The following is a 21,281-nucleotide window of genomic DNA, read 5'->3' as shown; positions in this document are numbered from 1 at the left end:
GTCGTCTCGGCAGGGCTGACCGGGTCTTGTCACGCGGGCCCCGGTCAGCCCTGCGAGGGACCTCGTCAGCCGTGCTGCAGCTGGGTCATGGGTGCATCTTCGTCCAGCAGATCCGGCTCTGAGATATCTTCGCCATCCAGGATGCGGCGGGCGCGGTCGCGGTCGATATCGCCCACCCAGGATGCGACGACCACGGTGGCGACGCAGTTGCCCAGATAGTTCCCCAGCGCACGGGCGATGCCCATGAACCAGTCCACCGACAGCACCAGCACCAGACCGATGGCGGGGATCGCGGGGATCGCGGCCAGCGTTGCAGCCAGGATCACGATAGCCGAACCCGGCACCCCATGCGCCCCCTTGGAGGTGATCAGTGCCACGCCCAGAATAGCCAGCAGGTCCGTGGTGGACAGCGGCGTGTTGGTCGCCTGGGCGATAAAGACCGCTGCCAGCGTCAGGTAGATCGAGAAGGCGTCAAGGTTGAACGAGTAACCCGTCGGCACCACCAGACCCACGGTCGAGTCCTTGATGCCCAGCTTTTCCAGCTTGCGCATGGTCTGGGGCAGGACCGAGTCGCTTGATGCGGTGCCGGCAACGATGCTGACCTCGGTGCGCAGGTAGCGGATCAGCTTGATGATGCTGAACCCGGCCATGCGCATCACGAAACCCAGGACGACAAAGACAAAGATGGCGATGGTGACGTAGAACAGCCCGACCAGATAACCCAGCTGTGCCAGTGAACTGATGCCGTATTTGCCGACCGTAAAGGCGATGGCGCCAAAGACACCGATCGGGGCCAGACGGACGATAAAGCCCATGATCTTGAAGGTCACGTCGCCCGTCAGTTCGATCATGTGCAAAAGCGGCTTGCCACGTTCGCCAACCAGCGACAGCGCGCAGCCAAACAGCACGGCGACCAGCAGCACCTGCAGTACGTCGCCCTGAGCAAAGCCGCTGACCATCGTGGTCGGGATCAGCTTCATCAGGAATTCGACCGTGCCGCCGCTGCTGACTTCATTGGCGCGGTCGACATAGGACGACAGGGCCGAGGCGTCGAGCTGGGTCACATCTATGTTCATCCCGTGACCGGGACCAAAGAGGTAGGCAATCGCGATGCCAAGGGCGAGAGCGATCGTGGTGATGACCTCGAAATAGATGATGGCGCGAATGCCGACCTTGCCGACTTTTTTCAGGTCACCCGCGCTGGCGATGCCATGCACGACGACGCAAAAGACGATGACGGGGATCAGCATCTTGATAAGTTTGATGAACCCGTCCCCGAGCGGCTTCATCTTGGCTGCGAATTCAGGCGCGAAAAAGCCGGCGATGACCCCCAGCACCAGCGCCACGCAAACCTGTCCAAACAAGGACCTGGACCATTTTGGCATGTGTTTCCGTTCCCCCCTGTGACGGAAGAGGTGCGCCGCGGCCTGCACATGCCGGATGCGTCCTCACTCGCATCGGGCAACATGCAGGCCGAGACAGGCCCCCTATTTGATCAATAGTTGGCGAATGTCACATCCGTGTCTAATATTGATTTATTAGTGATCTATACGGTGACGCTATGAGAATGCGCCAACTCCGCTGCTTTGTCGTTCTGGCCGAAGAGCTGAACTTTACCCGGGCAGCCCGTAGGCTGAACATGTCGCAGCCGCCATTAAGCACGCAACTTCAGACACTTGAGCGTGAAGTTGGCGCCGAGCTCATCAGCCGCACCAGCCGCAAGGTGGCGCTTACACGTGCCGGAGAGCTGTTTCTGCCGCGTGCGCGCAACATGCTGGATCAATATGAACGCAGCCTGCATGAGATCCGGGAAATTCAACGCGGCCAGGACGGATTGCTGGAAATCGGGGCAACTGGTTCGATTTTACGCGGCGGCCTGTCCGAGCTTCTGGCCCAGTTTGCGCGCCTGCATCCACGAATCACGTTGCGTGTTCATGAGCAGACGCCAGCGACTCAATTGACCGAGGTTTTGAGCCGGCGCACGGATGTCAGCTTTAACCGCTCGGTGCCGCGTGATGATGAGCTGGCCTATGAATACGGCTGGCGGGAAGAGATGATGGCGCTGGTGCGCAGCGACCATAGGCTGGCCGGACGCACCTATGTGTCGATCGACGATCTGCGCGAGGATCAGCATGTGGTGCTGCGACCCGAAAGCTCGGATTTCGCGGCCTATGTCATGTCCTGCATCATCGCTTCGGGCTATCGGCCGCAGGTTTCGCAACAGGTCGTTGACGCGCAATCAATCCCCAGCCTGATCGTTGCGGGCTTTGGTGTCAGCATCGTGCCGGCGGGAATTGCACGGCTGACGGCCGGGCCGCTGACATTTCTGCCGATCCGGCCGAACCCCCCGGTGTCCGAGGTCTATATCGTCTATCACCATCGCGACCCGGTCCCGGCACTGCAACTGTTTCTGACCGAGGTGCGTCGCTGTCTTGGTCACGACCCGGGCGTGCCGACCCAAAAAGAGCCGCCGCTGCCCTGACGTCAAAGACCGGCTTCCGAGTTTCGCTTTGACTTGCGGGGCAGGGGCGGCTATGGGGGCAGCTTGGCTCTGCATTCCGGGCCGGCGACCCAAGGCTGGGGTCTGACCGCAAAGGGGATGGTGCCTTTCACCCGGATGCTGCGCATCCCCTTTCTGGCGAAGAAGATGAACGAACATGATATTGCCGCGCCTCTGGCCGCGGCGCTGGCGGCCAAGGGCTATGCCAGCCTTACCTCTGTACAACAAGCGGCGCTTGAGCCCGAGACGCGGGGACGCGATGTGCTGGTCTCGGCCCAGACCGGGTCGGGCAAGACCGTGGCCTTTGGCCTTGCCATGGCGGGCGATATTCTTGACGGCGACAGCCTTCCCGATGTCAGCCAGCCGTTGGCTTTGGCGATTGCCCCCACGCGTGAACTGGCCTTGCAGGTGGCGCGCGAACTTGGCTGGCTTTATGCCCAGGCCGGGGCGCGGATCGCCACTTGCGTTGGTGGGATGGATTACCGCACCGAGCGCCGGGCGCTTGAGCGTGGCGCGCATATCGTCGTCGGCACGCCCGGCCGCCTGCGCGATCATATCGAACGCGGGTCGCTGGATCTGAGCGGACTTGCCGCCTGCGTTCTGGACGAGGCCGATGAGATGCTGGACCTCGGCTTTCGCGAGGACCTGGAATTTATCCTGGGCAGCGCGCCGGCCAGCCGCCGCACGCTGCTGTTTTCGGCAACCGTGCCTCCGGCTATTGAACAGCTTGCGCGCGATTTCCAGCGCGACGCGCTGCGCATTCAGGCCATGGGCGAGGCGCGCCAGCACGGCGATATCGAATATCGCGCCCTGTCCGTGGCGGCTCGCGACCGTGAGCACGCGATCTTTAACACGCTGCGCTATTATGAGGCGAGCCGCGCGATCATCTTTTGCAAGACCCGGGCTAATGTGAACCATCTGCTGGCGCGGATGGGCAATCGCGGCTTCAAGGTCGTGGCACTGTCGGGCGAGCTGTCCCAGCAGGAACGCAGCCACGCCTTGCAGGCGCTGCGTGACGGGCGGGCGCGGGTCTGTATCGCTACCGATGTTGCCGCGCGCGGCATCGACCTGCCGGGGCTTGAACTGGTGATTCATGCCGATCTGCCAACCAACCCGGACACGCTTTTGCATCGTTCGGGCCGGACCGGACGGGCTGGGGCCAAGGGGACCTCGGTGCTGATCGTGCCGTCTTCGGAATACAAGCGCGCTCAGCGGCTGTTGCAGCGTGCGCGGCTGGTCGCGGAATGGGGCAAGGCCCCTTCGGCCGAGGAAGTGCAGGCGCGCGATGATGAGCGGATGACGGATCATCCCGCCCTGGGCGAAGCGCCGGGCGACGAAGCCGCGCTGGCCTCTGCGCTGCTTGACCGGTTTGGTGCGGAACAGGTTGCCTCGGCCTTTGTGAGACTGTGGCGCGAAGGGCGTCCGGCGCCCGAGGAACTGTCGGAAAACGTCGTGCCGGCGCCTTCGGCCCCGCGGGAGCGTGGAGAGTTTGGCCCGGCGGTATGGTTCCTGCTTTCGGTCGGCCATTCCGGTCGGGCCGAGGCGCGCTGGTTGTTGCCCAAGATCTGCGAGGCCGGGGATATCACCCGTGACGCGATTGGCGCGATCCGGGTCAAGACCGAACAGACCTTTGTACAAATCGCGGCAGCTGTCGCCGATAATTTTGGCGAACGGACCGAACTTGAGCCCGGCCTGACCATGCGCCGCATTGAGGGCGAGCCGGTTTTCGATGCTCCTGCTGCCCGGGTGAAAAAGCCGCACCGTGGACAGGATCGCAGCCAGGAACGAGGACCAGAACGGGCACATTTCCCCCGCGCCCCCTACGCCGAGCCGCAGGAACTGCGCCCGCGTGCCAAGGCTAAGGCCGGGGCAAAACCGCCGCTTCGTCCTGAACCTGTCGCGTCAGAGCCAGTTACGCGCAATGCGCCTGCGCCGCAGGCCGAGGCAGCCGAGGCACCGCGCAAGGCACGCTGGAGCAGTGAAAAGAAGCTGGCTCATAAGACCTCCGCGAAACCCGGTCCCAAGGCTGGCTCCAAATCGGCGGGCTTCAAGTCTCATGGCGGATCGGCCCGCGATGACGGCGCCGAGGGACGGCCCAGACGCGCCGCCGGTTTCCGCTCGCACCGCGCCGAGGGTGGCTGGCAGGGCAAGGGGGAAGATAAGCCCTTCCGTGCCCGTCCGAAGCCCGGGACCCGTTCGGGTAAGCCCGGCCCGCGCTAGGACCGAACCTGCATCCGCCCCGATCCTGCAGGGTCGCGGCGGATGCGCTTCCACAACCTTAGGCGCGATGGGCCCGCCAGTGGTCGATACCGGCCTGGGCGACAGACTGATCCTGATCGGGCGTCCCTGATGATACGCCGATCCCGCCGACCGTCTGGCCTTCGTGTTCAACTGGCAGCCCACCGCCCACGACCGTCAGCCGCCCGCCGATAGCCGAGAAAATGCCCCAGGCTGGCGCGCCGGGCTGGCTAGCTGCGCCATATTCATGGGTGGCTTTACGAGCCGCTGCGGCAGTAAAGGCCTTGTCTACGGCAATGGTGGCTGATGTCACCTTGCCCCCGTCCATGCGCGAAAAAGCCAAAAGCTGGCCGCTTTCATCGGTGACGGCGATGCACATGGGGACGCCGATGGTGCGGGCATGGGCCTCGGCCCCTTCGACAAGCAGGCGCGCGTCGGCTTGATCCAGCCTGGTGATGGTTTGCATGGGTTTCTCCTCCTGTTGAAACTTTTATTCGGCGGGCGCGGCATCCCCGGCGGGGCCGGCCGGAACGTCAAGGCGCTGCATGGCCTTGCCATAGTCTGCGGGCGACAGGGCAAGGATCAGCACCGACACCACCAGCACAGCGGCAAGATGCAGCGCCCAGCCAGCGGTGAAGCTGCCCGTCAAATCATGCAGCAGGGCCAGCACCCATGGTGGCAGCGCGGCGAGCAGAAAGCCTCCGCCCTGCATCAGGGCTGCCAACGTTCCGGCCTCGGCCGGACCAGGCAGATGGTCCAGCGCGACAATCATCATCAGCGAGAAACACCCGCCAAGCCCCGCGCCCAGCATAAAGGTGACCATATGCGGCGCGGCCTCGGGGCGCAGGATCAGCATGGCAAAGCCGATGATCTGCATTGCAAGGCAAAGCGCCAGCCACGGCCTGTGGTCGCGTGAGCGGTTGGCGAGTGCCGGGATCAGCAGCGCCGAAACTGCCTGTCCGACGGCAAGCAGGGCGAGCAGTCCGCCACTTGCCCCGGCTGACCAGCCTAGTTCCTGAAAGGTAGGCGAAATCCACGCGACCGAGGATGAGTATCCCCCGTTGATAAGCCCGAAACAGGCCATAAGCAGCCAGACCCGGGGCAGGCGCAGCCAATGGGCCAGCCGTTGGCGACCCTCTCGCGGTTGGCGCTTTTCGGACGGCAGGACAAGCGCGGCCAGCAGGGCTGTCATCAGGGCGGGCACGGCAAGCCAGCCAAGCGCCAGCCTCCAGCTGCCAGACCATGCCGCGATCAGCGGCGCGGCCTGTGCGCCAAATGCGCCGCCGCCCATCATCATCGAGGCGTAAAGCCCCATGGCGAGGTTCAGCCCCTGTTGGAATTCGCGTTTGATGATGGCGGGAAAGGCAGCCTGCGCGCCCGCCGCGCCAAGGCCAAGCAGCACTGCCGAGCCAAGAAGGTCAAAGGTCGAATGGGCCACCAGCCGCAGCCCGGAACCGAAGCCCAGAATGACCAGCGCAAGAACGGTGGCGCGTTTCGCCCCCAGCCTTGCCAGTATGGCCGGACCAAAGAACGCCCCCGCGCCCATCAGCAGGATCGGCACCAGTGTCAGCGCCGACAGTCCCTGCAGGGACAGGCCGGTTTCGGCCCGCATCGGCGCGGTCACGGGGCCGACGCCGGTCAGAAAGGGCCGTAACGCCAGCCCGACCAATGCCACCACGATAAGCAGTCGCAGGGTTGCGTTCCGGTCTTTGGTCATTGCCTATGCATCCGCTGGCGCAATAAGCGCGCGACAATCTGGGGCGAAAGCTTGTGCATGGCCTGCCTTGCTGTTGCGATGGGCCGGATCACCGGGAAACGGGCCGAGCCATAGGGCGAAAAAATCTCAAAGAGGGCATCGGCGGGCGCAGATTAACCGGCAGGGCAGTAAGTAATAATCTGCAATATCTATATACAGAATCAAAAACAGATTGAATATTGTGCTGCGGCGGGCTATGGCTGCCCCCTTGTCGGATCCGGCCCGGACGACCGCCGCGACAGGGACATGTCGGCAACGCAGGACCGTTTTGCAACGGTCGTCTCTATACGTTGCGGTTCGGTTATGGCTTGATGACTCAATCTGAAATTGCCGGAGACACGCGATGGCAACCGTTCTTGTCAATCTACTGATCTTTGCCGCGCTGATCGTGGTGCTGGTCCGCCTGCAAGGCGGGCGGCTGTCGCTGTCGGTGCGGGTCTTTGTCGGCCTTATCCTTGGCACATTGTTCGGGATCGGGCTGCAACTTGTCTATGGCAACGGCGCACCGGTGCTGAAAACCACGATCGACTGGATCAACGTGGTCGGCAACGGCTATGTGCAGCTGTTGCAGATGGTGGTGATGCCGCTGGTCTTTGCCGCGATCCTCAGCGCGGTGTCGAGGCTTTACGATGCCTCGGCGCTGGGGCGGATCTCGGTCCTGACGCTGGGCACGCTTCTGGTCACCACGGCGATCGCCGCCTTTGTCGGTGTCGTCATGGCGCTGGCCTTTGGTCTGACAGCCGAAGGGCTGACGCAAGGTGCGGCCGAAACCGCCCGGCTGGCGGCGCTTGAGACGAACTATGCGCCCAAGGTTGCCGACCTGACGGTGCCGCAGCTGCTGCTGTCCTTTATCCCCAAGAACCCCTTTGCTGATCTGACCGGGGCGAACCCGACCTCGATCATCGCGGTGGTGGTTTTTGCGGCCTTCCTTGGCGTCGCCGCGATCCGCCTGGTGCGCCGTGACGAGGAAAAGGGACGCAGCCTTCTGAACCTGATCGACATCCTGCAAGCCTGGATCGGTCAGCTGGTGCGGCTGATCATGGTGCTGACCCCCTATGGCGTCATGGCCCTGATGACCAAGATGGCGGCAACCTCGAATGCCAGCGACATCCTGAACCTCGGCAAATTTGTCGTTGCCTCTTATCTGGGGCTGGGGATCATGTTCGTCGTGCATGCTGTGCTGCTGAGCCTGACCGGGGTGAACCCGCTGGTGTTTTTCCGCAAGATCGTGCCGGCGCTGACCTTTGCCTTTTCCAGCCGGTCAAGTGCCGCGACCATCCCGCTGAACGTCGAGATACAGACCCGCCGTTTGGGCGTGCCGCAAACGATCGCCTCGTTCTCGGCGTCATTCGGGGCAACCATTGGCCAGAACGGCTGCGCCGGGCTTTATCCGGCCATGCTGGCTGTGATGGTGGCGCCGACAGTCGGGATCAACCCGCTTGATCCGGGCTGGATCATGACGCTTTTGGCCATTGTCACCTTGTCCTCGGCCGGGGTAGCCGGGGTCGGTGGGGGTGCGACCATGGCGGCGCTGATCGTCCTGCCGGCCATGGGCCTGCCCGTGACGCTGGTGGCGCTGCTGATCTCGGTCGAACCGCTGATCGACATGGGCCGGACGGCGCTGAACGTTTCGGGTTCGATGACGGCGGGCACGGTCACCTCGCAGATCCTTGGCCAGACCGACAAGGCTGTTTTGCAAAGCCGGGACGAACCCAGCCTGCAAAACGCCTGACTATTGCCCGGTGCCGCACCCACAGCGCGGCGCCGGGACCTTTGCGCAACGGCGTGCTTGTGTGTTTGCGCGAGGCCGAAGTTCCTTTAATCCCGGCTTAATCCGGGTGGAGGAACCTGAAGCGTGAGCCTTGAATATCTTCTGACCATCTTTGTCATCTGCGTTTCGCCGGGAATTGGCGTGGTCTATACCCTGTCCGCGACCCTTGGAGGGGGGATGAGGGCAGGGTTCTGGGCCGCGGCCGGATGCACGATCACCACGGTGATCCATCTGGTCATCGCCATGGCGGGGCTTGCCGCGATCCTGCACACCAGCGCCGTTATCTTTCAGACGATCAAATATGCAGGCGTTGCGTATCTGCTGTGGACGGCCTGGTCGGTGTTGAAGGATAGGGGTGGGCTGTCGCTGCGCCCCTCAGCGCCTCAGTCGCGTAGGGCGCTGGTCTGGCGCGGGGTGGTGCTTAATATCCTTAACCCGAAATTGCCGCTGTTCTTTGTAGCTTTCATCCCGCAATTCGTCCCTGCAGGCAGCCCGATCAGCCTGCTGTTCGAGTTGGGGCTGGGCTTTACGCTGATGACCTTTGTGGTCTTTCTGGGCTATGCCGCACTGGCGGCGCGGGGCAGGCAGCACCTTTTGCACAGCGAAAGGGCGATGAACTGGCTGCGCCGCACCTTTGCCGCCTGTTTTGCAGGGCTGGGGCTGAAGCTTGCTGCCGAGAGTGCTTAGGGTACTAGCCGCCTTGGCCAAAGGTGTCGCGCACCGGGCTTTCTGACAGCATGACCAGCTTTTCTCGTAGCCGCATCGCCAGAGGCGACAGCGGGCGGCGTCTGAGGTCCAGCAGGTAATAGGGCGAGACCCGGATTTCATGCGGGACCTGCAAGACCGCAAAACCCGCGCCGACCGGAGGGCGGATCAGAAGTTCGGCCACCTCTTCGGACATGGGCGCGACCGCGTCGCTTTGCGCAAGATAGGCGATGGTCAGCAGCAACGAGGGGCTGTTGACGATATTGCGCGGTTCGGGCAGGCCAACATCGGCAAAGGCGGAAAGCGTCGCCTCGCGGATCGGTGCGCCGCGTTGCTGCATGATCCATTCCTGTTCGCAAAGCTCGGTCAGTGTCACCGGGGCGGCGCGGCTTAGCGGGTGGGTCGAGCGAACCAGAAAAGCCACCTTTTCATCCCGCATCGGCAGGATGTTGAAGTCGCGGCTGTCGAATTCCGGCAGGATACGGGCAAGGACGAAATCCATTTCTCCGGCCGCCAGATGTTGCAACAGCTCGCGCGAAGGCATGACATCAACGGTGATCTCGGCATCGGGGGCACCTTGCTTGATCTCGCGGATGGCCGAAACGAGATAGCCGACCGCAGGCCCGGTCACCGCGCCCACCCGCAAGGCGCCGCCAAAGCCGTTGCGCAGCGCCTGCACGTCCGAGGCCATGCTGAACATCTCGCGCAGGATGACGCGTGCGCGGCGCAGGACGGCGCGTCCGATCTCGGTCGGTTCCATGCCCTTGGGCTGGCGCAGGAAAAGCTGGGCACCGACCTGGTTTTCGATCTCGGCCAGCATACGCGAGGCGGCGGGTTGGGTCATGCCAATACGTTCGGCCGCCATCTGTAGCTGGCCAGTTTCGGCGATCTGCTGGATCAGCCGCAGTTGGGCAGGTTTCAACATCAGGCGGGCAGGAGGTAATGACATAACAGATCCGATATGCAAATGGAAGACGAAGTAATTTTACCATTATGTAATTTCATGGCTGGATCATTCGCAAGCCGTCAGAGGGGAACGGTTGCCCGGTGGGAGGAGATGCCTTGCAAAATGCCGGTGGTACCCCGCTCTGACCGATCGCAGCGAGGGCCATAGCATGTATCTGTCTCAACTAATTCTGCCTGAGGGCAGCCGGGCCGTTGCTCTGCGCCGTCAGGATCAGGCACATCTGGTGCCGGGGGCGGAAAGCACCCGCGATCTGGCCTTGGCCGCCATCGCTGCCAGACACAGCCTTGCGGCCGAAGCTGAAAGCCGTGGACAGGGTGCTGCGGTCGATCTGGTTGCCGCGCTGGCCGAGGGGCGGGTTCTGCTACCGCTCGACCATCCCGATCCGGCGCATTTGCATGTCAGCGGCACAGGCTTGACGCATCTTGGTTCGGCTGCGGCGCGCGATGCCATGCATGGTGCGGCAATTGATGCAGCCGATATCACGGACAGTATGAAGATGTTCCGCATGGGTCTGGAAGGCGGAAAGCCCGCGCCGGATGAACCGGGGGTGCAGCCTGAATGGTTCTACAAGGGCAACGGCCATGCGCTGGCCGTGCCTGGCGCGCCCCTGACCGCGCCCGCCTTTGCGCTGGACGCGGGCGAAGAGCCCGAGATTGCCGGCCTTTATCTGATCGGTCCGGATGGCCGGCCCTTTCGCCTTGGCTTTGCGCTTGGCAACGAATTCTCGGACCATGTGACCGAGCGGGGGAATTACCTGTGGCTTGCCCATTCCAAACTGCGCCCGGCCAGCTTTGGTCCCGAGATCCTGCTTGGCGATCTGCCCCGGCATGTCGAGGGCATGAGCCGTATTCTGCGGGGCGGCTCGGTCCTGTGGGAAAAACCCTTTCTGTCAGGAGAGGCGAATATGTCCCATAGCATCGCCAACCTTGAACATCATCACTTTAAATACGCGCTTTTCCGTCAGCCGGGTGATGTGCATGTGCATTTCTTTGGCACTGCGACCCTGTCCTTCGCCGATGATATTCGCTGCCGCGCAGGCGATGTGTTCGAGATCGAGGCCCCGGCACTTGGTCTCGCGCTGCGCAATCCGCTGGCACTGGATCAGCGTAGCGAACCCCTGACCTGTGTCGAGGTGCTTTGATGTCCAAGTCTTTCACTCCCGCCCCCTGGCCGCGTAGGCTGCGTTCCCAACATTGGTATGGCGGCAATTCCCGTGACACCATCTATCATCGCGGCTGGTTAAAGAATCAGGGCTATCCCCATGATATTTTTGACGGACGTCCGGTCATTGGCATTCTCAACACCTGGTCTGATCTGACACCCTGTAACGGTCACCTGCGCGATCTGGCCGAAAAGGTGAAAGCCGGCGTGTGGGAGGCCGGGGGCTTTCCCGTCGAGGTTCCGGTCTTTTCAGCAAGCGAAAACACCTATCGTCCGACCGCGATGATGTATCGCAATCTTGCCGCCATGGCTGTCGAAGAGGCGATGCGCGGCCAGCCCATCGACGGCGCGGTGCTGATGGTCGGTTGTGACAAGACCACGCCCAGCTTGCTGATGGGGGCTGCCTCGACTGATATCCCCTCGATCGTTGTCACCGGCGGGCCGATGCTGAACGGCTGGTTCCGGGGCGAGAGGATCGGCTCGGGCACGCATCTGTGGAAATTCAGCGAGGCGGTCAAAGCCGGCGAGATGACGCAGGAGGAATTCCTTGAGGCCGAGGCCGCGATGAGCCGTTCCTCAGGGACCTGCAACACCATGGGCACAGCCTCGACCATGGCCAGTATGGCCGAGGCGCTGGGGATGGCCCTTTCGGGCAATGCTGCGATCCCCGCCGTGGATTCGCGCCGCCGCGTCATGGCGCAACTGACCGGGCGTCGGATCGTCCAGATGGTCAAGGACGACCTTAAGCCCAGCGATATCCTGACCCGTGAGGCCTTTGAGAACGCGATCCGTACCAATGGCGCGATTGGCGGATCGACCAATGCGGTGATCCACCTTCTGGCGCTGGCTGGTCGGGTCGGGGTCGATCTGACGCTGGACGATTGGGACCGGCTTGGCCGCGACGTTCCGACCATCGTGAACCTGATGCCGTCCGGCCAGTACTTGATGGAAGAATTCTTTTATGCCGGTGGTTTACCTGTAGTTCTTAAGCGTTTGGGAGAGGCTGGCCTGTTGCATCAGGAGGCGCTGACTGTCTCGGGCCGTTCAGTCTGGGATGAGGTCAAAGATGTGCGGAACTGGAACGAAGAGGTCATCTTGCCTGCTGAACACCCGCTGACAGATCAGGGCGGCATCGCCGTCCTGCGGGGCAACCTTGCTCCGGATGGCGCGGTGCTTAAACCTTCGGCCGCCAGTCCGCATCTGATGCGCCATCGTGGTCGCGCCGTGGTTTTTGAGGATATCGACGACTACAAGGCGCGCATCAATGACGAGGCACTCGATATCGACGAAACCTGCGTCATGGTGCTGAAGATGTGCGGTCCGCGCGGCTATCCAGGCATGGCCGAGGTTGGCAACATGGGCCTGCCGCCCAAGGTGCTGCGCAAGGGGATCACGGACATGGTACGGATTTCGGACGCGCGCATGTCGGGTACGGCCTATGGTACGGTGGTGCTGCATGTTTCGCCCGAGGCGGCGCGGGGGGGGCCTTTGGCCATCGTCCGCAACGGTGACATGATCGAGCTTGATGTGCCGAACCGTCGCCTGCATCTGGACGTCCCGCAGGAAGAGATCGAGCGCAGGCTGGCCGTCTGGCAAAGCCCCGCGCCGCATCCGCAGGGCGGGTATGCGCAGCTATTCCATGAGCATGTCGGGGGAGCCGATACCGGGGCTGATTTCGATTTCCTGCGCGGCTGCAGGGGCCGCGAGGTTGGAAAGGACAGCCATTGATGCGAAAGATCGCGCTTGTCGGGATTGGAAAAATCGCTCAGGATCAGCATGTTCCATCCATATCTTCATCTTCTGAGTGGCGGCTTTCTGCCACGGTCTCACGGCATGGCCGCGTCGATGGGGTCGAGAATTTCGTACAGATCGAGGATCTGCTTGCAGCCCGGCCGGACATCGGGGTGGTGTCGCTTTGCCTGCCTCCGGTGCCGCGCTTTGCAGTGGCCTGCGCTGCCTTGCGGGCGGGCCGGCATGTGATGCTGGAAAAGCCGCCGGGCGCGACGATAGCCGAGGTTCATGCGCTGCACGACCTCGCCCTTGCGCAAGGGGTGACGCTGTTTGCCTCATGGCATTCGCGGGCGGCACAGGCCGTAGCGGCGGCAAAAGTCTGGCTTTCCGGGCGCAAGATACGTGGTGGCCGCATCATCTGGCGCGAGGATGTGCGTAAATGGCATCCCGGTCAGGACTGGATCTTTGCCGCAGGAGGCATGGGAGTTTTCGATCCCGGAATCAACGCACTGTCTATCCTGACCGAAATCCTGCCGCAGCCGGCAAGGGTGCTGAGCGCAGAGCTTGATTTTCCTGCCAACCGTCAGGCGCCCATCGCTGCACGGCTAAGCTTGTCTCAGGGAATTTCCGCCGATTTCGACTTTCGGCAAGAGGGGCCGCAGACCTGGGATATGGAATTCGAGACTGACAGCGGTACGCTCGCCCTACGCATGGGCGGCAATGTGCTTGAAATCAACGGCCAGCCTGCCGGGGGGCAGATGAGCATCATGGGCGAATATCCCGCGCTATATGCCCATATGGCTGAACTGGTCGCCGGGTCAGCGTGTGATGTCGATCTGTCACCGCTGGTTCTGGTCGCTGACGCCTTCATGTTGGGTCGCAGGAATTCCGTGAAAGAATTTGAATTTTAAGGATATTGATATGGGCTTTTCGCCCATGGCAGGCGATCTGATCGCGGGGGAAAGGATTGGCTTGGACCGGCGCTTTCACAACGCGCCGGTTGATGGTCCGGTGCATGAGTTTTCGCAAGGCAGTGTTGATCTGGTCAATCAGGTGGTGCAGGCGGCTGAGGATGCGTTTCGGCCCTCTGGCTGGACCAGTCGCGAGGTGAGGGCGACCTTTCTCGAAATCATCGCTGATGAGATCAAGGCTTGTGCCGAAGCGATCACCCGGATCTGGACCCGCGGAACCGGCTTGCCCGGGGCGCGGTTGCAGGGTGAGCGTGGCTGCACCGCCGGCCAGCTGCGGATGTTCGTGAGCCACATTCGCAAAGGGCGATTACCTTGATCGACGCCATGACCCGGCGCTGCCCGACCGTCAGCCTGCGCCCCGCCCGGATCTGCGGCTGATCCAGCGCCCGATCGGGCCAGTGGCAGTGTTCGGTGCTTCGAACTTGCCGCTGGCTTTCTCGACCGCTGGTGGCGACACCGCCTTGGCCTCTACCACCGGATGCCCGGTGGTCCCGGCACCGCCGAGATTGTTGCAGATGAGATTCGTGCAGCCATTACAAAATCCGGGATGCATCCGGGTATATTCAGTCTGATCCAGGGGGCGGAGCATCAGACGGGCGCGGCCTTGGTCCAGCATCCGCTGATCAGTACCGGTAGCCTAGCCGGGAGGGGGCGTGCGCCGTTTGATCTTTGCGCTGCCCGGCCAGAACCGATCCCGTTTTTGGGCGAGCCGGGTTCAGGCAATCCGATGTTTTTTTTCGTCGGCAGCTCTTGCCGTGCGGGCTGATGATCCGGGCAGCGACCGGGCCGGTTGGGGGCAGGCCAGTTTTGTACTGATCCCGGCATCACCGTTGTGGTTGAGGGTCCCGATACCGACCGTTTCGCCGCAGCCATCCGTGCGGCGCCGGGACAGGTAGATCCTCAGGTCATACTGACCGAGAGCATTGCCGAGGCCTATCGTTGCAGCAACTCGGTGCTCGACAGTCGCAATGCAGTCAGGCTGCTTGTGACTTCTGATGCTGCTGGCCGCGAGGCAGGGCCAAACCTTTACGAAACGAGAGTTTCGGAACTTCTCGCCGACCCGGCGCTTGGCCAGGAGGTTTTTGGTCCCTTGGGTCTGATCGTGCTGGTGTGCGATCTGGACGAGATGCTGACTCTGGCGCGTGGCCTTGAGGGGCGATTGACCGCCACCCTGCATATGGATGGCGCCGATCTGCCCCATGCGCAGCGTCTGCTGCCGATCCTTGAGTGCAAGGCGGGCAGGGTACTGGTGAATGGCTTTCCAACTGGCGTCGAGGTCTGTGACGTCATGGTTAACGGCGGCCCATATCCGACCTCGACGAACTTTGGCGCGACCTCGGCCGGCACCATGGCGATCCGCAGGTTTCTACGTCCAGTGTGCTATCAGAACCTGCCCGGGGAGTTTGTGCCAGAGGATCTGCGGTGGATGAAAACTGGACTGTGGCCAAGGTTTTCTACAGGGGGTTGTTCTTGATTTTATTTATAATAAATAAACCTCAACCCATTGATATAAATTAAATTTAAAGCGATACTTTGGCATGGCGACCTCCGGCCTGAAATATCGCTTACGCTTCAGCCGCCATCAATAGTCATCGCGGCTGCCGACCGGCCTGCCGGTCGGGCTTTCGCACATCACCCAGTGTCAGAACCTGAAGCATTTCGCCCAAGGGCATCTGCTGTCGTTTCGTGACCATCTTACCGCGCCACTGCCTCACGGACCAATGCGCCGTGGTTAAGGATCACCTTCCGGCTGAGGTCATGCGCAGCATGGATCGCGGCAGGAATATCGGCTCCGCCGATACGTGCAGCCAGATATCCGGCGTTGAAACTGTCGCCGGCGGCGGTGGTATCGACCGGGGTTTCACGCGGCAGATCCTTGATCAACCCTGCGCCCTCGCGGCCGCCATAGTGGATCGCGGCACCGCCCGCCTTGACCACCACCTGCCCCGCCCCCCGGCTTAGATAGCGGGCAATCGTTGCCTGCGGATCGCCGTCGCCGAAAAAGCTGTGCTCATCGTCAAAGCTTGGCAGGACGAGATCGGCGATGGCGGCAGCGGCTTCGATCTCATTGCGCATGACTGGCAGATCCGGCCACAGCCGGGGGCGCAAGTTAGGGTCAAAGACCACCTGAGTGCCCGCGGCGCGGGCGGCGCTAAGCGCCTGAATCAGAACTTTGCGGCCCGCGTCGGGCAGGATGGCAAGCGTGATACCCGAGAAATAGGCGATCGCCGTCCCTTGCAGGGCTGAGGCAAGCACAGTCGGATCGTCCGCCAGACGCTTTGCCGCCGAGGTGTCGCGCCAATAGCTGAAGCTGCGCTCGCCATCCTTTAGCGAGATGGCGTAAAGCGCAATTTCGCGCTGTGGGTCGCGAGAGACGTGGGTGGCGTCGATCCCCTCGCCGGTCAGGAAATCGACCATCTGTTGCGAAAACTGCCCCATGCCGATGCGGCTGCAATATGCAATGCGCCAGTCGGAGGACAGCTGATGGCGCAGATACCATGCGGTATTCAGCGTGTCCCCGGCAATGCCCAGCCGCCACAGCCCGTCCTGACCCGATGGCGACAGCTCGACCATTGCCTCACCGATGGAAAGGATCGTCTTGCTCATGAATTCAGCTCTGTCGTGATGGCCGCACGTAATCCGTCGCGGCGGATATGGGCAAGGTTTTCCTGCACCGCGCTGACGAACCCCGCGTTTGCGGCCAGATCCGGCGGGACAAGCCCCGGCAGCGCAAGGATTGAACGGGTCAGTGCCTCATTATCTGCGCCCGCTTTGCGCACCAGATCCAAAAGCAGCGCCCCGCGCGGATCGTCCGGTGGCTGGGTCACCGAGGCAAGCCAGGCCAGCCAGATCGCGGTTGCAAAAGCATAGGGGCCGGTATCGCCCCCCGCGCGCAGCAGATCAGCTGCCGGGGCAAACCAGCGTTGTGGCAGTTTCTCGGTCCCGTCCATGGCGATCTGGCGGGTCTGATGGGCGATAGCCGGATTGGCAAAGCGGGCAAGTAACGCCTCGGCATAGGCGTCGGGATCGAGTCCGGCCTCTTTGGGCAGAGTGGCCGCCGCTGCCTGCATGTGACGGCGGATCAGTGCGACCAGCGGCGCATCTGCCATCGCGTCACGCACATGAAGCAGGTCGAGCATCTGCCCGGCATATGCGATGAGTGAGTGGCTGCCGTTCAGCATACGCAGCTTCATCGCCTCATGGGGGCGAACATCGCTGACGAAAAGCGCGGCCCCTGCCTCCCACGCCGGGCGGCCTTGCGGGAAACGATCCTCGATCACCCATTGGCTGAACGGCTCGGTTTCTACTGCGGCAAGATCGCGGCACAGGGTCATCGTCTCGACATCGGCAAGCGTGCGCTTGGTCGTGGCGGGGGTGATATGGTCCACCATGGTGGCCGGAAAGGCGACATGATCCGCGATCCACGCGCCCAGATCGGTGTCAAGGCGGCGGGCGAACCCCAGCACACCGGCCCGCAGCAGAGGGCCATTGTCGGGCAGGTTGTCGCAGCTAAGGACAGTGAAAGGTGCGACCCCGGCCTTGCGGCGGGCCGCAAGCGCGGCGGTGATGATCCCCAGAACGCCCTGCGGTTCTTGCGGCCGGGCCAAGTCGGTGGCAACGGCGGGATGGGTAGGATCTGCATCCATCGCGGCGCGGTCGATCCCATAGGCCTTTTCCGAAACGGTCAGCGACAGGATGCGGATTTTGGGGCCACAGGCTGTGCGCAGGATCGCCGCCGCATCTCCGCCGATTGCCGGGCCATGGGCACCGATGATCCGGGCGCGATCGGTCCCGGACCGTTCAAGCACGGTGAACAGCCCGTTCTGTGCGTTCATAGCCTCGGGGATGTCGCGGCTGCGCAGGTTGGCGCCAATGATGCGCCAGTCCCCGCCCTCTGCCGCCAGTGCATCATCGGTATGGACGGCCTGATGGGCGCGATGAAACGCCCCGAGCCCAAGATGCAGAATGCCAAACCCATGCGCCGCCCGGTCATAGCCGGGCAGTGCGACCTCGGGCGGCAGACCGTCAAGGCTGGTCAGGCGCGCGGTCACAGCCGCGCCCCGTGGCTAAGGGCCAGCTCAACCCCGCGCAGCTCAGCGAGCCCTTTCAGTCGGCCAATGGCGGGATAGCCCGGCTGGCCACCACGGCCGATATCGTCAAGAATGTCCTGACCATGATCCGGGCGCATCGGGATCAATGCGTCAGAGCGGCCAGCGTCGCGGCGTCGGGCCTCTTCGCGCAGAACGGCGGCGATCAGCGCGATCATATCGGTCTGACCGGCCAGATGCTCATCCTCGAAGAACGAACAGGGGGCCGTGTCGGTGTCACGGCGCACGTTGCGCAGATGCAGGAAATGCACCCGGTCGCCCAGCCGTTCCATCATGCCGGGCAGGTTATTTTCAGGCCGAGCCCCAAGTGAGCCCGAGCAAAGCGTGATGCCATTTGCCGGCAGGTCGACCGCTGCCATACGTTCGGCATAATCGGCCTCGGTCGACATGACGCGGGGCAAGCCCAGCAGTGGGAAGGGCGGATCGTCTGGGTGGCAGCACAGGCGCACGCCGATCTCTTGCGCGACGGGAACCACCTGTTCAAGGAAGTCATGAAAGTTCCGGCGCAGAACCGCATCCGTCACCGGTGCGTAGCTGTCCAGCAGCGCCCGCACGTCCTCAAGCGTGAAATGCTCAGCCGCGCCGGGCAGGCCAAAGACGACGTTGCCTGCCAGTTCCTTGCGGCGCGTTTCGTCCATGGCGGCAAAGCGGCGGCCGGCCTCATCGCGCAGCTCTTCCGGGAAATCCTCGGCTGCACCCTTGCGTTGCAGTATATGCAGATCGAAGGCCGCAAAGTCGATCAGATCAAAGCGCATGCAGCGCGCGCCATTCGGCCGCCGCCAGGCCAGATCGGTGCGCGTCCAGTCCAGAACCGGCATGAAGTTATAGCAGATCACCTCGATTCCTGCGGCCTTAAGATGGCGCATCGAAGTGATCCAGTTCTGGACATGGCCGCGCCAATCGCCGGTCTGGGTCTTGATCGCCTCGCTGACGGGCAGGCTTTCGACGACCTCCCATTTCAGCCCCGAGGGCGCACCATCGGTCATCACCGACAGTTCAGCCTGCCGACGGGCGATTTCCTGGGGCGACCAGACGGTACCCGTGGGCACATGGTGCAGCGCGGTGACCACGCCCTGTACCCCCGCCTGCAGCATGTCGTCGATCGAGACCCTGTCTTTGGGACCGAACCAGCGCCAGGTATGTCGCATTCGTTTGTTCCTTATTCTTCAGGCAGCATTGCCTCGGTCCCCGGGCCAGAGGCATTCGGGACCGAAATTCCTGATATCATTGACGCCGCAAAGCGCCATGGTGATGTCCATTTCGCGCCGCAGGATGGTGAGCGCCGTCTCGACCCCCTTCTGACCCATGGCGCCAAGGCCATAGGTAAAGGCGCGGCCGATAAAGACGCCGTTCGCACCGCTGGCGATGGCTTTCAGCGCCTCTTGTCCGGACTGGATTCCGCTGTCGAGATAAAGCGGGAAGTCCGGCCCGACAGCGCGACGGATCAAGGGCAGGGCGCGGATGGTCGAAGGCGCGCCGTCAAGCTGACGCCCGCCGTGGTTCGACACAAGGATCGCGGCGCAACCGGTATCCAGCGCGCGGCGGGCGTCCTCGGGGTCGTTGATGCCTTTAAGGATCACCGGCCCGCCCCATTTGCGGATGATCTGTTCGACCCGCGCCCAGTCAAGCCGCTGATCGAACTGGCGCGAGGTCCAGTCCATCAGATCACCCAGACTGGTGACCCCGCGTGCATGGCCGACGATATTGCCAAAGCTGCGCCGGCGCGTGCGCAGCATCCCCAAGGCCCAGCGGGGATGCATCGCGATATCAATGAGGTTTGGCAAGGTCATGCGCGGTGGCGCGGTCATGCGATTCTTTAAGTCCTTATGGCGCTGACCCTGAATGGTCAGGTCCAGCGTCAGCACCAGGGCCGAGACCCCGGCGCGGCGGGCCCGGTCAAGGACGCTGTCCAGAAACTCTTCGTCCCGCAGGGTATAGAGCTGGAACCAGAAAGGTGCGCCTGTCGCCCTGGCCACATCCTCGATCGAGCACATGGACATGGTCGAAAGCGTAAAGGGTACGCCTGCAGCCAGCGCAGCACGGGCGGCGCAGATCTCTCCGTCCGGGTGCTGCATACCCAACAGCCCGACCGGCGCCAGCGCCAGAGGCATTGAGACCGGCTGGCCCAGCATGGTGGTTGCAAGGTTGCGGTTCTCGATATTGCGGGCAACGCGCTGGCGCAGCAGGATCCGTCCGAAATCGGCACGATTGGCGCGATAGGTGCTGCCGGTCCAGGCCCCGACATCGACATAATCATAGAACATACGCGGGACACGTTGCCGGTGCAGGCGGCGCAAGTCCTCGATTTCGGTGATTACTGGCATCGTTCAGGCCCCGAAATCAAGCTGAACCTTGACCGCCTGAGTCCGGTCGCCTGCAAGGTCAAAGGCGCGCTGCGCCTCGGTCGCAGGCAGGGTTTCTGTAACCATGGGCGACAGGTCGATCCGGCCTGTGCTGATCATCTGGACCGCTTGTGCAAACTCGCGGTCAAACCGGTGGGTGCCAAAGACGCGTAGCTCTTTGGCGACGATCAGGTTCAGCGGCAGGGGCAGGGTGCCCGCGACACCGATCTGAACGATGGTGCCCTGCGGGCGGGTCATACTGATGGCCTGCGCGATGGCATGGGGATTGGCCGAGCATTCCAGCACCACGTCGACGCGCCCCTTGCCCTCGGCCAGATCATTCAGCGCCTCGGGGTTTTCGGCAACGTTTACCGCACGGTCGGCCCCCATGCGGCGCGCGATCCCCAAGGTGAAGTCCTGAACATCGGTCACAATGATTTCTGCAGCACCGTGCAGACGGGCAAGTGCGGTGCAGATCGCGCCGATGGGGCCAGCGCCTGTGATCAGCACGCGACGGTCCGAAAGGTCGGGCGCCATGGTCAGGGCATGCAGACAGACCGCCAAAGGCTCGGCCCCGGCTGCGGCCTCTGCCCCGATATCATTGGGCAGCGGCAGGCATTGCGCGACGGGGTGGTACAGCCGACTGCGGAAAAATCCATCCTCATGCGGCAGGCGCATCGCTGAACCGCTAAAGCGCATTGCCAGGCAGTGCCGATCCTCGCCCGCGCGGCAATACTCGCATTCGCCGCAAGGACGCGAGGGTGACAGTGCCACCAGCTGACCCGGCGCAAGGCCCGAGCCTGCGGGGGCGGCCTCGACCACCCCGGCGGCCTCATGGCCCAGAACGATGGGTTCACGTACCCTGACCGGTCCAAAGCCGCCGTCGTGATAGTAATGCAGGTCCGATCCGCAGATGCCCCCGCGCAGAACGCGGATCAGGGCGACGTCCCCGCCGGGCTGCGGTTGGGCCAAGGGCTCGATCCGCAGGTCGCGGGCAGCATACAGGCGGCAGGCGATCTCTTGTGCCATG

Annotated in this window: 16 protein-coding genes and 1 pseudogene; 8 read left to right on the top strand and 9 right to left on the bottom strand. The window is 63.0% G+C overall.

Annotated elements, in window-relative coordinates:
- Positions 1-65: 65 nt before the first annotated feature.
- Positions 66-1,385 (bottom strand): C4-dicarboxylate transporter DctA, encoded by a 1,320-nt coding sequence (locus tag PARACOCCUSGL_RS0111130; protein ID WP_010396423.1) that lies wholly within the window; start codon positions 1,383-1,385, stop codon positions 66-68.
- Between the two features lie 182 nt (positions 1,386-1,567).
- Here PARACOCCUSGL_RS0111130 and PARACOCCUSGL_RS0111125 point away from each other — a divergent pair, with 182 nt between their 5' ends.
- Both PARACOCCUSGL_RS0111125 and PARACOCCUSGL_RS0111120 read left to right on the top strand, forming a co-directional pair.
- The gene (locus PARACOCCUSGL_RS0111125) at positions 1,568-2,482 is read left to right on the top strand and encodes a LysR substrate-binding domain-containing protein (protein WP_010396421.1); all 915 of its coding nucleotides are present in this window, start codon (positions 1,568-1,570) and stop codon (positions 2,480-2,482) included.
- Positions 2,483-2,647: 165 nt separating this feature from the next.
- Complete coding sequence (locus PARACOCCUSGL_RS0111120) at positions 2,648-4,720, top strand: DEAD/DEAH box helicase (RefSeq protein ID WP_192826989.1); 2,073 nt, start codon at positions 2,648-2,650, stop codon at positions 4,718-4,720.
- Between the two features lie 58 nt (positions 4,721-4,778).
- Here PARACOCCUSGL_RS0111120 and PARACOCCUSGL_RS0111115 read toward each other — a convergent pair whose 3' ends face one another.
- The gene (locus PARACOCCUSGL_RS0111115; protein ID WP_010396416.1) at positions 4,779-5,204 is read right to left on the bottom strand and encodes a heme-binding protein; all 426 of its coding nucleotides are present in this window, start codon (positions 5,202-5,204) and stop codon (positions 4,779-4,781) included.
- 24 nt (positions 5,205-5,228) lie between these two features.
- Complete coding sequence (locus PARACOCCUSGL_RS0111110; protein ID WP_010396414.1) at positions 5,229-6,455, bottom strand: cyanate transporter; 1,227 nt, start codon at positions 6,453-6,455, stop codon at positions 5,229-5,231.
- 382 nt (positions 6,456-6,837) lie between these two features.
- Here PARACOCCUSGL_RS0111110 and PARACOCCUSGL_RS0111105 point away from each other — a divergent pair, with 382 nt between their 5' ends.
- Positions 6,838-8,226, top strand: a complete 1,389-nt coding sequence (locus tag PARACOCCUSGL_RS0111105) for an L-cystine transporter (protein WP_010396412.1) — start codon at positions 6,838-6,840, stop codon at positions 8,224-8,226.
- A 123-nt stretch (positions 8,227-8,349) separates the two neighbouring features.
- A complete protein-coding gene (locus tag PARACOCCUSGL_RS0111100) occupies positions 8,350-8,952 on the top strand; it encodes a LysE family translocator (RefSeq protein ID WP_010396411.1) in 603 nt (200 codons plus the stop codon).
- 4 nt (positions 8,953-8,956) lie between these two features.
- On the opposite strand, the gene PARACOCCUSGL_RS20540 is transcribed toward PARACOCCUSGL_RS0111100, so the two are convergent.
- Positions 8,957-9,895 (bottom strand): LysR family transcriptional regulator, encoded by a 939-nt coding sequence (locus tag PARACOCCUSGL_RS20540; protein ID WP_227493341.1) that lies wholly within the window; start codon positions 9,893-9,895, stop codon positions 8,957-8,959.
- Positions 9,896-10,085: 190 nt separating this feature from the next.
- Here PARACOCCUSGL_RS20540 and araD1 point away from each other — a divergent pair, with 190 nt between their 5' ends.
- The 4 genes and pseudogenes from araD1 (at position 10,086) to PARACOCCUSGL_RS20535 (ending at position 15,274) form a co-directional block, all read left to right on the top strand.
- Positions 10,086-11,078 carry an AraD1 family protein gene (araD1, locus tag PARACOCCUSGL_RS0111090; protein ID WP_010396408.1) on the top strand — a complete coding sequence of 331 codons (993 nt, stop codon included), beginning with the start codon at positions 10,086-10,088 and terminating at the stop codon, positions 11,076-11,078.
- Positions 11,078-12,826 (top strand): L-arabinonate dehydratase, encoded by a 1,749-nt coding sequence (gene araD, locus PARACOCCUSGL_RS0111085; protein ID WP_010396405.1) that lies wholly within the window; start codon positions 11,078-11,080, stop codon positions 12,824-12,826. Before araD1 ends, araD begins: the two co-directional genes overlap by 1 nt.
- Positions 12,826-13,740, top strand: a complete 915-nt coding sequence (locus PARACOCCUSGL_RS0111080) for a Gfo/Idh/MocA family protein (RefSeq protein ID WP_010396403.1) — start codon at positions 12,826-12,828, stop codon at positions 13,738-13,740. Before araD ends, PARACOCCUSGL_RS0111080 begins: the two co-directional genes overlap by 1 nt.
- Positions 13,741-13,750: 10 nt before the next feature.
- A pseudogene (locus PARACOCCUSGL_RS20535) lies at positions 13,751-15,274 on the top strand (aldehyde dehydrogenase (NADP(+))).
- A gap of 221 nt (positions 15,275-15,495) precedes the next feature.
- On the opposite strand, the gene PARACOCCUSGL_RS0111070 reads toward PARACOCCUSGL_RS20535, so the two are convergent.
- The 5 genes from PARACOCCUSGL_RS0111070 to PARACOCCUSGL_RS0111050 are packed head-to-tail and all read right to left on the bottom strand — an operon-like array spanning position 15,496 to position 21,280.
- Entirely contained in the window at positions 15,496-16,407 is a 912-nt protein-coding gene (locus PARACOCCUSGL_RS0111070) for a sugar kinase (protein WP_010396399.1), read from the bottom strand.
- Positions 16,404-17,852, bottom strand: a complete 1,449-nt coding sequence (locus PARACOCCUSGL_RS0111065; RefSeq protein WP_010396397.1) for a mannitol dehydrogenase family protein — start codon at positions 17,850-17,852, stop codon at positions 16,404-16,406. The genes PARACOCCUSGL_RS0111070 and PARACOCCUSGL_RS0111065 overlap by 4 nt, the downstream gene beginning before the upstream one ends.
- Positions 17,849-19,057, bottom strand: a complete 1,209-nt coding sequence (gene uxuA / locus PARACOCCUSGL_RS0111060) for a mannonate dehydratase (RefSeq protein ID WP_010396394.1) — start codon at positions 19,055-19,057, stop codon at positions 17,849-17,851. Before uxuA ends, PARACOCCUSGL_RS0111065 begins: the two co-directional genes overlap by 4 nt.
- A gap of 18 nt (positions 19,058-19,075) precedes the next feature.
- Complete coding sequence (locus PARACOCCUSGL_RS0111055; protein WP_010396392.1) at positions 19,076-20,233, bottom strand: alpha-hydroxy acid oxidase; 1,158 nt, start codon at positions 20,231-20,233, stop codon at positions 19,076-19,078.
- Between the two features lie 3 nt (positions 20,234-20,236).
- On the bottom strand, positions 20,237-21,280 hold the full coding sequence (locus PARACOCCUSGL_RS0111050; RefSeq protein ID WP_010396388.1) for an L-idonate 5-dehydrogenase: 1,044 nt from the start codon (positions 21,278-21,280) through the stop codon (positions 20,237-20,239).
- Between the last annotated feature and the right edge of the window lies 1 nt (position 21,281).

Source organism: Paracoccus sp. TRP (assembly GCF_000185925.1).
In the GTDB taxonomy this organism is placed as follows: domain Bacteria; phylum Pseudomonadota; class Alphaproteobacteria; order Rhodobacterales; family Rhodobacteraceae; genus Paracoccus; species Paracoccus kondratievae.
Note: the sequence above shows the minus strand (reverse complement) of the source record. Positions and strands in the feature narration are given on the sequence as shown.

What these genes read in the sequence shown, in the direction of transcription:
- PARACOCCUSGL_RS0111120 (WP_192826989.1), top strand. Translation starts at nt 2,648, where the DNA reads ATGAACGAACATGATATTGCCGCGCCTCTGGCCGCGGCGCTGGCGGCC.
- araD (WP_010396405.1), top strand. Translation starts at nt 11,078, where the DNA reads ATGTCCAAGTCTTTCACTCCCGCCCCCTGGCCGCGTAGGCTGCGTTCC.
- PARACOCCUSGL_RS0111070 (WP_010396399.1), bottom strand. Translation starts at nt 16,407, where the DNA reads ATGAGCAAGACGATCCTTTCCATCGGTGAGGCAATGGTCGAGCTGTCG.
- PARACOCCUSGL_RS0111125 (WP_010396421.1), top strand. Translation starts at nt 1,568, where the DNA reads ATGCGCCAACTCCGCTGCTTTGTCGTTCTGGCCGAAGAGCTGAACTTT.
- uxuA (WP_010396394.1), bottom strand. Translation starts at nt 19,057, where the DNA reads ATGCGACATACCTGGCGCTGGTTCGGTCCCAAAGACAGGGTCTCGATC.
- PARACOCCUSGL_RS0111080 (WP_010396403.1), top strand. Translation starts at nt 12,826, where the DNA reads ATGCGAAAGATCGCGCTTGTCGGGATTGGAAAAATCGCTCAGGATCAG.
- PARACOCCUSGL_RS20540 (WP_227493341.1), bottom strand. Translation starts at nt 9,895, where the DNA reads ATGTTGAAACCTGCCCAACTGCGGCTGATCCAGCAGATCGCCGAAACT.
- PARACOCCUSGL_RS0111110 (WP_010396414.1), bottom strand. Translation starts at nt 6,455, where the DNA reads ATGACCAAAGACCGGAACGCAACCCTGCGACTGCTTATCGTGGTGGCA.
- araD1 (WP_010396408.1), top strand. Translation starts at nt 10,086, where the DNA reads ATGTATCTGTCTCAACTAATTCTGCCTGAGGGCAGCCGGGCCGTTGCT.
- PARACOCCUSGL_RS0111055 (WP_010396392.1), bottom strand. Translation starts at nt 20,233, where the DNA reads ATGCCAGTAATCACCGAAATCGAGGACTTGCGCCGCCTGCACCGGCAA.
- PARACOCCUSGL_RS0111105 (WP_010396412.1), top strand. Translation starts at nt 6,838, where the DNA reads ATGGCAACCGTTCTTGTCAATCTACTGATCTTTGCCGCGCTGATCGTG.
- PARACOCCUSGL_RS0111050 (WP_010396388.1), bottom strand. Translation starts at nt 21,280, where the DNA reads ATGGCACAAGAGATCGCCTGCCGCCTGTATGCTGCCCGCGACCTGCGG.
- PARACOCCUSGL_RS0111130 (WP_010396423.1), bottom strand. Translation starts at nt 1,385, where the DNA reads ATGCCAAAATGGTCCAGGTCCTTGTTTGGACAGGTTTGCGTGGCGCTG.
- PARACOCCUSGL_RS0111115 (WP_010396416.1), bottom strand. Translation starts at nt 5,204, where the DNA reads ATGCAAACCATCACCAGGCTGGATCAAGCCGACGCGCGCCTGCTTGTC.